This window comes from Pseudarthrobacter sp. WHRI 8279 (genome assembly GCF_040224115.2).
Classification (GTDB): domain Bacteria; phylum Actinomycetota; class Actinomycetes; order Actinomycetales; family Micrococcaceae; genus Arthrobacter.
In genome coordinates this window covers 3355339-3367395 of record NZ_CP168162.1, presented here as the reverse complement: position 1 = coordinate 3367395, position 12057 = coordinate 3355339, and the positions used below count along the sequence as shown (strand labels likewise).

Sequence of the window (12057 nt, the reverse complement as noted above, 5' to 3'; positions counted from 1 at the left end):
GGGCCCAGGAAGTGCGCCGCTGGCCGCACTGCGTGGCGCCCTCCGCGGTTTCCCCAACTGTTGGCAACCTTATCCACAGCCAAGGGCCCTTCACCGGCTGCCCGACGTGCCGATCCTTGGCGCGGAGGCGCCAGAGGCTAAACCTGTATTTGGGACGCAGTTATTAACAGTGTGGAATACCTGTGGATAACGTACAGCGCTAAGCCTTGTCCGGGCTCAGCGCTCTTTGCGGACCGGGTGGTGGCTGGTGATCGACACCCGGTTGAAGGCGTTCATGGCAATCGCCAGCCAGCTGACCACGGAGAATTCCTCCTCTGTCAGGTGCTCCCTGGCAAAGGCCTCCTCCTGCTCCTGTGAGTGGTGGCCGGGGAGTTGGGTGATGCTCTCGGCCAGTGCCAGGGCCGCACGCTCCTTTTCGGTGAACAGAGAGGTATCCCGCCAGGCCGGGAGGACGGCCAGCCTCTGGGGAGACTCTCCTGCCTGCACCGCATCCCGCACGTGGAGGTCCAGGCAGTAGGCACAGCCGTTTAGCTGTGAGATCCGCACGTGCAGGAGTTCCATCGTCCTGGGCTCCATCCCCGCTTCCTGCGCCGCCTCCTTGACCTTTAGCCCCAGGCCATTAAGCGCCCGCCATACCGCGGGGTGCTGCTTGTCGAGGAAAACGTGCTTGGTGGTCGCGTTCATGGACCCTCCTGTGGGAAAAGTGACGTCAAAGCAAGGCTAGGCGCTCGTTGCTTATCCACTTACCAACAAGACGATACCCACAAGTTATCCACAGTTGTGGATACTACGTGGGCAACCCTGGACCGCAGAGGCCCGCACGCTGCGAAGCGGGCACATGCGGGCAGGGGAACTACAGACGTGTTGTTTATTGACAGTGTGAATAACTGTGTTGATAGACGCGTGCTTGAAGGCGATACGAGGCGCGTAGGAAGAGAATTTTCCACTGTTATCCACAGAACGACCTCCGGAGGCGGGTTTTTCCACTTAAGCACATCCATATCCCCAGAGGTTATCCACAGCTGTGGAGAAAAACGCCCAAGTTCTGGGGAAAACCGCCGCAGATCAGGGGTGTGGGAGGGTCTTGGGGATGAACTACAAGGCTGTAAGTTACCAACAGTGTGGATAAGGGCTGTGGAAAACAAAAAGATCCCGCCGTCCTGCAGGACGGCGGGATTTTTGGATAATGCGATTGATCTCCCCGCTGGCGGAGGCGCTTAGAGGGAAATCCTCACCCAACTGACGGCTATCAGCAGGGCCAGTACTGCTGCCAGTCCTGCGGCCTGGAGGAGCCGCTGCCGCGGGCCGCGGGGTGTGTAGGCCAGCACGGCCGCGCAGAGACCGCCGGTGATGAGTCCGCCAAGGTGCGCCTGCCAGGCGATCTGGGGAATGAGGAAACCGATCACTCCGTTGATGGCGATCAGAACCCAGAGCTGGCGGGTCTCGCCGCCGCGGTGGCGCTGCACCAGCAGCATGGCCCCGAAGAGGCCGAAGATGGCGCCGGATGCACCCACCACGCCCACCAGTCCCTGGCCCGGAACAAGGACCGGGTTGAGGAGGAGGTATCCCACGGAACCGCCCACGGCGGAAATCAGATAAAGCGCCAGGAAGCGGGCGCGGCCCAGGAGGGGCTCCAATGCCTGGCCAAAGATCCACAGCGTGTACATGTTGAGGATGATGTGCAGGAGCGAGTCCGGCGAGTGCAGGAACGCAGCGGTAAGCATGCGCCACGGTTCGAACGCTCCGTACCGGGGTGTGGCGAACACGTTGTTGTAGGCGAACTGTTCGTAGACCACCTGGCCTGGAATCAGCCACTGCAGGGCATATACAAGGACGCACACGGCGATGATTCCGAACGTCACCCGTGGTTTGCCCGCAGCTACGGTGCCGCCGTAGACGGTCCGCACCTCCGGCGTCGTACGTTTTGTTTCGTTGACGCAGTCAACGCATTGGAATCCGACGGCGGCCGCCCGCTGGCAGTCGGGGCAGGCCGGTCGTCCGCAGCGCTGGCAGCGGACATAGGAGGGCCGGTCCGGGTGCCGCGGGCACACCGGAACCTGGGCGGACGGCTCAGCCGCCGGAATTCCGTAACTCATGGTGCGGTATTACAGCTGTTCGATGTCGATGCTGTTGATGGTGACGTCCTCTACCGGACGGTCGCCCATTCCGGTGCGAACACCTTCGATGGCGTCAACGACCTTCTTGGAGTCGTCGTCCGCCACCTCGCCGAAGATGGTGTGCTTGCCCTGCAGCCAGTCCGTGGGGATGGTGGTGATGAAGAATTGCGAGCCGTTGGTGCCCTTGCCCATCTGGATGCCGGCGTTGGCCATGGCCAGCTTGTAAGGCTGGTTGAAGCTGAGTTCGGGGTGGATCTCGTCATCGAAACGGTAACCGGGTCCGCCCGTTCCGCGGCCCAGCGGATCGCCGGCCTGGATCATGAAGTCCTTGATGATGCGGTGGAAGATGGTGTCGTTGTACAGCGGCGTCCCGTTCTTCTCTTCGCCTGTCTCCGGGTGGGTCCATGCCTGCTCACCCGTGGCGAGGCCAACGAAGTTCTTGACCGTCTTGGGGGCGTGGTTGCCGAAGAGGTTGACGACAATGTCGCCGAGGCTGGTGTGGATGGTTGCTTTTGCAGTTGCGATGGCAGTCATAGGGCCTATTCTTCCACGGCGGTCTATGGAGGGAACGGCTGCCGCCGCAGTTCCGCGCTGGGTGAAATCCTCCTAAAATCCGCTGGGGGAATAGCAGGTGAACACCAAGCCACGTAGGCTAACCACAGAACCGTCACATTAATCGGGAGGTAGTTGTGAAGAAGTCGGACCGTATTGCCCGTGACCTTGAACTGTCAGTCACCAGCGCAATGGAGAATGCCAAGGATTGGGCAACCCCCCGTGTGGAAGCAGCCATTGACCGCCTCCAGCATGGCCTGGACACCGCGTCCCCGAAGGTCCAGGAGGGCCTGAAGTCCGCGGCCTACAACCTGGCCGATGGTGTTGCTACGGTGACCCCGCGCATCCAGGACGGCTTGGCCCAGCTGGCTCCGAAGATCAACGACGCCGTGGACAGTGCGTCGCCCCGGCTGCACGAGGCGCTGGACAAGGCCACCCCGGTGATCCTCAATGCCCGTGACCGTGTGGTTGTGGAATACCTGCCGCGCCTTTCGGACCAGATCGGCTCCGCATCCGTGGCCGTGCACCGCACCTTGGAAAATGCTCCGGCGCGGGTCGATGCCGTGGCCCACAAACTCGGCGACGTGGGAATCATCCATGCCATCCAGGAGCAGGCACAGACCACCGGCACGCAGCTGAAGGCAGCCGCAACCGAGGCCGGCCGCACGGTGGGCATCCAGCTTGCACAGCCGGAACCCCCCAAGAAGAAGCGCGGCTGGCTGGTTTTCGGTGTGATCGCTGCCGCGGTCGCCGCCGGCGTCGCAGCCTGGAAGGCCTCCAAACCGGTCGAAGACCCCTGGAAGACTCCTTCACCGGTAACACCCACGCCCGCACCCGTACCGGCCACCACGGTGAACGAGGTCCAGGAGGCACCGGCTACGGTCACGCCTGCCGCGGCAGCTCCGGCAACCGCCGGGTCCGCCACCGAGGACAAGGCTGAGGAGACCGGCGAGAAGGCAAAGCACGTTGCCGAGGACGCTGAGGACAGCGCAACGAAGACCGCCACGGACGCGAAGACCGCCACCAAGAACATCGCCTCCAACATGGGCAACGGTGACAAGGGCGCTTCGCAGTCCTGATTCAGTAGTCCTGATGTGACCGGTCCGCGTTTGGGGGGCCGGAGCAGCAGCCGGAAAGGGCTCCGCCGCAAGGCGGGGCCTTTTTCCTGTCTGCGATGGCTACTGTGTCCGGGGCAGGGCACCGGTTCGGTGCTAGATTTGAACCGATGCCAGCCGAACAATCCTCTGGGGATGCCTTGAACGACGCAGCAGACCTGCCCCGCGTGTCCATTGTCATTCCGGCGTACAACGAGGAAAGCGTCATCCGGCAATGCCTCATAGCCGCTATCTACCAGTCCGTCCCGGCCCACGAGATCCTGGTTGTGGACAACCTGTCCAAGGATCGCACGGCCCGCATTGTGCAGCAGATGCAGCTTGAATACCCGGAAAGCCCCATTATCCTGCTCAGCCAGGACAAGGAGCAGGGGCTCATCCCCACCCGGAACTTCGGGCTGGACCACGCCACCGGGGACGTCCTGGGCAGGATCGACGCCGATTCGGTGGTGGAGCCGGACTGGGTGGAGCAGGTGCAGAAAGCCTTCCTCGACCCCTCCGTGCAGGCAGCCACCGGCCCGGTGGTGTACTACGACATGCCGATGCGCCGGTTCGGGCTCAAAGCAGACGACAAGATGCGCCAGCTCATGTTGAAACTGGCCAAGCACCAGTACCACTTCCTCTTCGGCTCCAACATGGCCCTGCGTTCCACGGCGTGGCAAATCATCCGGGCCGAAACCTGCCGCGACGAGAGGGACGAGATGCACGAGGACATCGACCTGTCCCTGCATCTGGCCGAGAACGATCTTAAGATCCAGTACTGCCCGCAGATGGTGTCCGGGATGTCTGCCCGCAGGCTTGAGGATTCACCGCGGGACTACCGCTACTACGTCACCCGCTTTGACCGGACCTACAAAGCGCACAACGTCAAGAAGATGGCCCTGAAGGCTCCCATGGTGGTGTTCTTTTCGGTGTATTTCCCGGCCAAGCTCCTCCGGGCCATCCACACCGTGAACACCGCCCAGCCTGTACGCCGCGGCGGCCAGTAAAGGGCCCCCGAGGCGGCGGCGTCAGTCAGTCCCGAGCTCAGCGAGCGGACGGTCCGACGGCGGTTCCTCCCGCCCGCCTGCTGCTTCCCTTCCACGGCGCGCGGTTTTCCCGGACCGCTGGCCCAGCACCACCACGGCAAGTCCCGCCAGAATGAGGCCGAGGCCGGCGTAGGTACCGGCGGGTAGGGTTTCGTGGAGGAAGACCGCGGCAAGCAGCGCGGCGCCCGGGATTTCCAGGAGGATGATCATTGAGACCAGGAGCGGGCTCATGGTGGCCAGCAGGTGGTTGAACGCGGTATGCCCCACCAGTTGCGCGCAGACCGTGATGGCCAGGATTCCCAGCCAACCTCCGGCTTCAAAGCCCACTAGGGGTTGCCCGCCCAGGACCGCGAGGACGGCGACCAGGGCTGCGCACATGCCGTAGCAGAGCGTGGTGTAGGTGCCCGTCGTCATGCTTTGCCGGGCCTTTCCTCCTGCCAAGGTGTAGAGGCCGGCCAGCGCCCCGCCGGCTACAGCCAGCAGGTCACCCAGCAGGGCATCCGGCGACGACCCCATGTCGAATCCGGTGATGGCAACCACGCCGCCGAAGGCGATGCCCAGTCCAGCCAGCACCTGCCACCGGTGGCGGGTGCCGCGGAAGAGCTGGAAGACAGCTATCCAAGCCGACTGCAGGCAGACCAGTGCTGTAGCGGCAGCAACAGAGGTCAGCTGCAGGGAGGTGATAAAGCAGGCGAAGTGCAGGGCCAGCGCGACGGCGGCCAGCAGGCACCAGCGGAACTCGCGCCGTGTGATCCTGCCAAACTGCCGGGGCTCGCGGATGAGGGTGGGGGAGGCCATCACGGCTGCGCCGATGGCGTTACGCCAGAAGGCTATGGCCAGGGCACTGACGGTTGTGGCCCCAAGGGTGGCAGCAATCAGGGGGCCGGATGAGGCGACACCCAACACGCCGACGGCCGCGAGAAAGAAGTTCACTGGACTACCCTAATGCGCAGCCGGCCCGGACATTTCCGCAGTCCGGCTGCCAAAGCAAAAGTCCCGGCCAGCGTTTCCGCTGACCGGGACTTTCCTATGGTGGAGGCACGGGGACTCGAACCCCGAACCCCCTGCTTGCAAAGCAGGTGCGCTACCAATTGCGCCATGCCCCCATAAGAAGCAACCCGTCAATCATACCCTAGAACCGAGGAGCCTTTGACCAGCTCCGTTCCGGGCACCAGGGCTAGTCCACCGTGTCGGTTGACTTGCTCCAGACATCTTTCCGGGCCTCGGATTCCTGTGCTTTCCGGTAGACCAGGACGCCTGCGATTGCCGCTGCCAATACAAGCAACTTCTTCACATGCTCCCCGTTCCGGTCCGGCTGCGGGTTGCGCAATCCGAACCTACACTTGAACCTGCACAGGTTCCGTGGGCGTACCAGGACTTGAACCTGGGACCTCTTCGTTATCAGCGAAGCGCTCTAACCGCCTGAGCTATACGCCCCGATGCCTCATCGGGCCGAGACATGACTTTACAGCACATCCCGGCCCGATCTCAAATCGGGCCTTTCCGCAGCTGTCAGGCCTGCGGAAACTGGACCTTAGTCGTCCGTGAGGGTAACGCCAATGCCGCCCACCAGGGTGGCAGAGATGTTGTAAAGAACAGCGGAAAGCATGGAAAGCGCGGTCAGCAGGACCACGTTCACCACAGCGATGATGGTGGCGAACGATGCCACCTGGCCCAGGGAAGCGACCTTCTTCAGCTCAAAGCCGCCGCCCTCGGAGCCGGCCAGGGTGCCCAACAGGCTGTCCACCTGGTCGAAGATGCCCGTCAGGTCAAGGACGGTCCACAGGACGATGGCGGCCACGACCGTAACGATTCCCAGCGCCACGGACAGCAGGAAGGCCATCTTCAGGACAGACCACGGGTCCACCTTGCTGATGAGCAGCCGGGCGCGCCGTACCTTAGCTTTCGGAGCAGGCTTCACAAGGCCTGGATTTCCCTGCCCCGGAGCACCTGCGGGACGCTGGCCGGCTGCCGCGGGCCTCTGGCCGGGCTGTCCCTGGACCGGGCGCTGGCCGGGCTGGCCTGCCGGACGTTCGTTCTGGCCCTGCCCGGGACGCTGGCCGGGAACGGCGGGGCGCTGCCCGGGGGCGGCGGCGGGTGCGGCCGGGCGCTGCTGCGGACGAACGGGGGCGTTTACCCGGGGTGCGGCCGAAGGCCGGTTGCCGTCGGGAACGGTACTGTTCGACTTGGGAAATGAGTCGGGATTACTCACTCGTTACCTCCGTGTAGTCTTCGTTCGGCTCAGCGTCGCCCGAGGCGTCCTCTGACTCAACGGCCGGTGATTCTTCTGCCACTGCTGGGCTGGTGGAATCCTCGGGGGATCCGCCATCTTCAGCCAACGTTACGTCATCCTCCAGCGATTCCTCGCCCTCAAGACCCCGTTCGCTGTTGCGTGCCACCTCGATAATCCGGTCATTTTTGTCCGGCTTGGCGAAGATGACGCCCATGGTGTCACGTCCCTTGGCGGGGACTCCGGCAACCGAGGAGCGGACCACCTTGCCGCCCTCCATGACCACCAGGACCTCGTCCTCCTCCTGGACAATCAGTGCCCCCACCAGGTCACCGCGTTCTTCGGCGAGCTTGGCTACCTTGATGCCCAGCCCGCCACGGCCCTGGAGCCGGTATTCCTCCACAGCCGTCCGCTTGGCGTAACCGCCCTCGGTGACGATGAAGACGTAGGAGCCGTCGGTCACCACATTGGCGGCGAGAAGCTCATCCTCTTCACGGAATTTCATGCCGGTAACGCCGGAGGTTGCCCGTCCCATGGGGCGCAGCGCATCCTCCGTTGCGGTGAAGCGGATGGACTGGCCCTTGCGGGACACCAGCAGGAGGTCGTCCGTTTCGGACACCAGCTGCGCGGACACCAGTTCGTCCCCGTCGCGGAGGTTGATGGCAATAACGCCCGCGGAGCGATTGGTGTCGTAATCCTCCAGCCGGGTCTTCTTGACCAGCCCGCGCTTGGTTGCAAGCACCAGGTAGGGAGCCTGCTGGTAGTCCTTCAGGTCCAGGACCTGGGCGATGTGCTCGTCCGGCTGGAATGCCATCAGGTTTGCCACGTGCTGGCCCTTAGCGTCGCGGCCAGCTTCCATCAGTTCGTACGCCTTGGCCCGGTACACCCGGCCCAGGTTCGTGAAGAAGAGGAGCCAGTGGTGCGTTGTGGTGACGAAGAAGTGCTCCACCACGTCATCACCACGGAGCTGGGCACCCTTGATGCCCTTGCCGCCGCGCTGCTGGGACCGGTAGTTGTCGCTGCGGGTCCGCTTGACGTAGCCGCCCCGGGTGATGGTGACCACCATTTCCTCTTCGGGAATGAGGTCCTCCATGGACATGTCGCCGTCAAAGCCCATGAGGATCTTGGTGCGGCGGTCATCCCCGTGCTTGTCCACGATCTCGCCCAGCTCGGTGCTGATGATCTCGCGCTGGCGCTGCTCCGAGCCAAGGATCTGGTTGTACTCGGCGATCAGGGCTTCGAGTTCGGCGTGCCGGTCCTGGATCTTCTGGCGTTCAAGGGCCGCAAGGCGGCGCAGCTGCATGTCCAGGATGGCCCGGGCCTGCAGCTCGTCGATGTCCAGCAGCTCCATCAGACCATCACGCGCGGCCTCGGTGGTGTTGGAGGCCCGGATGAGGGCGATCACTTCATCCAGCATGTCCAGTGCCTTCAGCAGTGCCCGCAGGATGTGGGCTTCTTCCTCGGCCTTGCGCAGCCGGTACCGGGTACGGCGCGCGATGACGTCCAGCTGGTGGGTGACCCAGTGCCGGATAAAGGCGTCCAGGCTCAGCGTCCGGGGAACGCCGTCAACGATGGCCAGCATGTTCGCGGAGAAGTTGCTCTGCAGTTCTGTGTGCTTGTAGAGGTTGTTCAGCACCACCTTGGGCACGGCGTCGCGCTTCAGCACGATCACCAGCCGCTGCCCGGTGCGGCCCGAGGTTTCGTCCCGGAGGTCGGCAATGCCCTGGATCTTGCCGTCCTTGACAAGTTCGGCGATCTTGATGGCCAGGTTGTCCGGGTTGGCCTGGTACGGGAGCTCAGTGACCACCAGGCAGGTGCGGCCCTGGAGTTCCTCCACGTTCACCACAGCGCGCATGGTGACCGAACCGCGGCCGGTCCGGTAGGCGTCCTCAATGCCCTTGTGGCCCAGAATGGTGGCGCCGGTGGGGAAATCGGGGCCCTTGACCCGCAGCAGGAGTTCCTCCAGCAGTTCCTCACGGCTGGCCGTGGGGTTGGACAGGTACCACTGCACGCCGTCGGCTACTTCGCGGAGGTTGTGCGGCGGGATGTTGGTGGCCATGCCGACGGCGATGCCTGAGGAGCCGTTCACCAGGAGGTTGGGGAAACGGGCGGGCAGGATGGTGGGTTCCTGGTTCTTGCCGTCGTAGTTGTCCTGGAAGTCGACGGTTTCCTCGTCGATGTCACGGACCATCTCCATGGCCAGCGGAGCCATCTTTGTTTCGGTGTACCGCGGGGCAGCAGCGCCGTCGTTGCCCGGGGAGCCGAAGTTGCCCTGGCCCAGCGCCAGGGGGTAGCGCATGGTCCAGTCCTGGATGAGGCGGACCAGTGCATCGTAGATCGCTGTGTCGCCGTGGGGGTGGTACTGGCCCATGACCTCGCCCACCACGCGGGCGCACTTGTTGAAGGAACGGTCCGGACGGTATCCGCCGTCGAACATTGCGTAAAGGACCCGGCGGTGCACGGGCTTCAGTCCGTCGCGGACATCGGGAAGGGCACGGCCAACAATGACGGCCATTGCATAGTCCAGGTAGGACCGCTGCATTTCAGTCTGCAGGTCCACCTGCTCCACGCGGTCTATCAGCACATCGCCTTCAAGAACGGTGTCCGGAATGCCGTCCTCGGAGGCCGGGTTCTCGGGTGTTTCGTCGCTCATATTAAATTCCGTTTCAGGTATATGTCAGTAACCGAATATCTGCCGGACTCTGTCCTAGATATCGAGGAACCTGACGTCCTTGGCGTTCTGCTGGATGAAGTTGCGGCGTGATTCGACGTCCTCGCCCATCAGGACAGAGAAAATCTGGTCGGCCGCGAGGGCGTCGTCCATCGTCACCTGCAGCAGCGTGCGGTGGTCCGGGTCCATGGTGGTGTCCCACAGCTCGGTGTAATCCATTTCGCCGAGGCCCTTGTAGCGCTGGATGCCGTTGTCCTTGGGGATGCGGCGCCCGGCGGCCTGGCCGGCCACGAGCTTGGCGTCGCGTTCGCGGTCGCTGTAGACGTAATCGTGCGCGGCGTTGGACCACTTGATGCGGTACAGCGGCGGCTGGGCCAGGTAGACGTAGCCGTTTTCGATCAGGGGCCGCATGTAGCGGAACAGCAGGGTCATCAGCAGGGTTGTGATGTGCTGGCCGTCCACGTCGGCATCGGCCATCAGGACGATCTTGTGGTACCGCAGCTTGGAGAGGTCGAAGTCCTCGCCGATACCCGTGCCGAAGGCAGTGATCATGGACTGGACTTCGGCGTTTCCCAGTGCCTTGTCCAGGCGTGCGCGTTCCACGTTCAGGATTTTGCCCCGGAGGGGAAGGATGGCCTGGGTCTCCGGATTGCGGCCGCGCTTGGCGGAACCGCCTGCGGAGTCGCCCTCCACAATGTAGACCTCGCATTTCTCCGGGTTCTTCGAGGAGCAGTCGGAGAGCTTGCCGGGCATGCCGAAGGATTCCAGGGGGCTCTTGCGGCGCGCATTGTCCCTGGCCTTGCGTGCGGCCATGCGGGCTTGCGCTGCGGAGATCGCCTTCCGGATGACATCGCGGGCAGGGCCAGGGTTGCGCTCCAGCCAGTCGCCCAGGCCGTCAGTGACCACGCGCTGCACAAAGCCCTTGACCTCAGAGTTGCCGAGCTTGGTTTTGGTCTGGCCTTCGAACTGGGGTTCGGCAAGTTTCACGGAGATGACAGCAGTGAGGCCTTCACGGATGTCATCACCGGTCAGGTTGTCGTCCTTTTCCTTGATGATTCCCTTTTCGCGCGCGTAGCGGTTGATCAGGGACGTCATCGCGGCCCGGAAGCCCTCTTCGTGGGTTCCGCCCTCGTGGGTGTTGATGGTGTTGGCGTACGTGTGCACGCTCTCCGAGTATGCATTGGTCCACTGCATGGCCATTTCGAGGGCGATCTTCCGATCTTTGTCCTCGGTTTCAAAGGCGATGACGTCCTCATGGACCACATCCACCTTCTTGCCCGAGTTCAGGTGCTTGACGTAGTCCAGCAGGCCGTCGTCGTACTGGTACACCACGGTGCGATGCTCCGCGCTGACCTCGCCCTCTGTCGCGACGGCGTCCAGGTCAAGGTCGGCGTCGCCGTCGGCTTCGGCGGAGGTGCGCTCGTCCGTGAGCGTGATGCGGAGTCCCTTGTTGAGGAAGGCCATCTGCTGGAAGCGGGCGCGGAGCGTCTCGAAGTCGAACTCGGTGATTTCGAAGATGGCGGGATCCGGGTAGAACGTCTGGGTGGTGCCGGTGCGGTCTGTCTCCTCGCCCTTGACCAGGCTGCCCTGCGGCTTGCCGCCCTCCGCAAAGGACATGCGCCAGACGTGCCCCTGGCGCCGTACTTCAGTATCCACGCGGCTGGACAGGGCATTCACTACGGAAATGCCGACGCCGTGGAGCCCGCCGGAGACGGCGTATCCGCCGCCGCCGAATTTTCCGCCGGCGTGCAGGATGGTCATGACCACTTCAACCGTGGGTTTGTGTTCCGTGGGGTGCATGTCCACGGGGATACCGCGGCCGTCGTCCACAACCTTCACGCCGCCGTCGGCCTGAAGGACAACCTCGATGTGCGTGCAGTAGCCGGCCAGGGCCTCGTCAACGGAGTTGTCAACAACTTCATAGACAAGGTGGTGGAGTCCGCGCGGTCCCGTGGAGCCGATGTACATGCCTGGCCGTTTCCGGACGGCTTCCAGGCCTTCAAGGACAGTGATGTCGCTGGCGCCGTATTCACGCTGCGTCCCTGGAGCGGCCGGGGTGTCAGGCGTGCGGGCATCCTCGACTGCGGGTTCAGCTGCCAGAATATCTGTATTGTCGTTAGCCACAGGCGCTGTCGACTCCTCTGTTCTCGATGATGGCCGGCCGACTCCTTCCCCGGTCACCGCAGGAAGTCATCCGCCAACAGGCACAAACTTGTAGCGCCGATGTATGGCTGACGGTTGACCCGCGTTCCGCGGGCTTAAAACACGCGGAAAACGGACCCAGTCAACGTTCACCCGCGCCCAGTTATCTACAACGATTCTACCGTGCTGACGGCTATTTCCCCGC

General features: G+C 63.4%; 10 protein-coding genes and 2 tRNA genes. 2 read left to right on the top strand and 10 right to left on the bottom strand.

The window, feature by feature from the left end; translation table 11 throughout:
- Positions 1–216 precede the first annotated feature (216 nt).
- The 3 genes from ABRP28_RS15485 to ABRP28_RS15475 all read right to left on the bottom strand — a co-directional run bounded on the left by ABRP28_RS15485 (position 217) and on the right by ABRP28_RS15475 (position 2651).
- Positions 217–684: a carboxymuconolactone decarboxylase family protein gene (locus ABRP28_RS15485; RefSeq protein ID WP_350004146.1), complete on the bottom strand. Its 468-nt coding sequence runs from the start codon at positions 682–684 to the stop codon at positions 217–219.
- A 533-nt stretch (positions 685–1217) separates the two neighbouring features.
- Complete coding sequence (locus tag ABRP28_RS15480) at positions 1218–2096, bottom strand: rhomboid family intramembrane serine protease (protein ID WP_350004145.1); 879 nt, start codon at positions 2094–2096, stop codon at positions 1218–1220.
- A gap of 9 nt (positions 2097–2105) precedes the next feature.
- Positions 2106–2651 (bottom strand): peptidylprolyl isomerase, encoded by a 546-nt coding sequence (locus ABRP28_RS15475; protein WP_350004144.1) that lies wholly within the window; start codon positions 2649–2651, stop codon positions 2106–2108.
- A gap of 155 nt (positions 2652–2806) precedes the next feature.
- Here ABRP28_RS15475 and ABRP28_RS15470 point away from each other — a divergent pair, with 155 nt between their 5' ends.
- Together ABRP28_RS15470 and ABRP28_RS15465 are read left to right on the top strand one after the other, a co-directional pair.
- Positions 2807–3748: a hypothetical protein gene (locus tag ABRP28_RS15470; protein WP_350004143.1), complete on the top strand. Its 942-nt coding sequence runs from the start codon at positions 2807–2809 to the stop codon at positions 3746–3748.
- A gap of 146 nt (positions 3749–3894) precedes the next feature.
- Complete coding sequence (locus ABRP28_RS15465) at positions 3895–4770, top strand: glycosyltransferase family 2 protein (protein ID WP_350004142.1); 876 nt, start codon at positions 3895–3897, stop codon at positions 4768–4770.
- A gap of 21 nt (positions 4771–4791) precedes the next feature.
- Here the strand turns inward: ABRP28_RS15465 and ABRP28_RS15460 are convergent, their stop codons facing one another.
- The 7 genes from ABRP28_RS15460 to gyrB form a co-directional block, all read right to left on the bottom strand.
- Positions 4792–5742, bottom strand: a complete 951-nt coding sequence (locus ABRP28_RS15460) for a DMT family transporter (protein ID WP_350004141.1) — start codon at positions 5740–5742, stop codon at positions 4792–4794.
- 97 nt (positions 5743–5839) lie between these two features.
- Positions 5840–5915, bottom strand: a tRNA-Ala gene (locus ABRP28_RS15455).
- Between the two features lie 71 nt (positions 5916–5986).
- Entirely contained in the window at positions 5987–6103 is a 117-nt protein-coding gene (locus tag ABRP28_RS15450) for a DLW-39 family protein (RefSeq protein WP_217700331.1), read from the bottom strand.
- Positions 6104–6172: 69 nt separating this feature from the next.
- Positions 6173–6246 (bottom strand) — tRNA-Ile (locus ABRP28_RS15445).
- A 97-nt stretch (positions 6247–6343) separates the two neighbouring features.
- The gene (locus ABRP28_RS15440) at positions 6344–7021 is read right to left on the bottom strand and encodes a DUF3566 domain-containing protein (protein ID WP_350004140.1); all 678 of its coding nucleotides are present in this window, start codon (positions 7019–7021) and stop codon (positions 6344–6346) included.
- Complete coding sequence (gyrA, locus tag ABRP28_RS15435; protein WP_350004139.1) at positions 7014–9692, bottom strand: DNA gyrase subunit A; 2679 nt, start codon at positions 9690–9692, stop codon at positions 7014–7016. The genes ABRP28_RS15440 and gyrA overlap by 8 nt, the downstream gene beginning before the upstream one ends.
- A gap of 54 nt (positions 9693–9746) precedes the next feature.
- Positions 9747–11834 carry a DNA topoisomerase (ATP-hydrolyzing) subunit B gene (gyrB, locus tag ABRP28_RS15430; RefSeq protein ID WP_350004138.1) on the bottom strand — a complete coding sequence of 696 codons (2088 nt, stop codon included), beginning with the start codon at positions 11832–11834 and terminating at the stop codon, positions 9747–9749.
- Positions 11835–12057: the final 223 nt, after the last annotated feature.

Excerpts from the sequence above, each read along its gene's own strand:
- ABRP28_RS15475 (WP_350004144.1), bottom strand. The coding sequence starts at position 2,651 with ATGACTGCCATCGCAACTGCAAAAGCAACCATCCACACCAGCCTCGGC.
- gyrA (WP_350004139.1), bottom strand. The coding sequence starts at position 9,692 with ATGAGCGACGAAACACCCGAGAACCCGGCCTCCGAGGACGGCATTCCG.
- ABRP28_RS15465 (WP_350004142.1), top strand. The coding sequence starts at position 3,895 with ATGCCAGCCGAACAATCCTCTGGGGATGCCTTGAACGACGCAGCAGAC.
- ABRP28_RS15480 (WP_350004145.1), bottom strand. The coding sequence starts at position 2,096 with ATGAGTTACGGAATTCCGGCGGCTGAGCCGTCCGCCCAGGTTCCGGTG.
- ABRP28_RS15485 (WP_350004146.1), bottom strand. The coding sequence starts at position 684 with ATGAACGCGACCACCAAGCACGTTTTCCTCGACAAGCAGCACCCCGCG.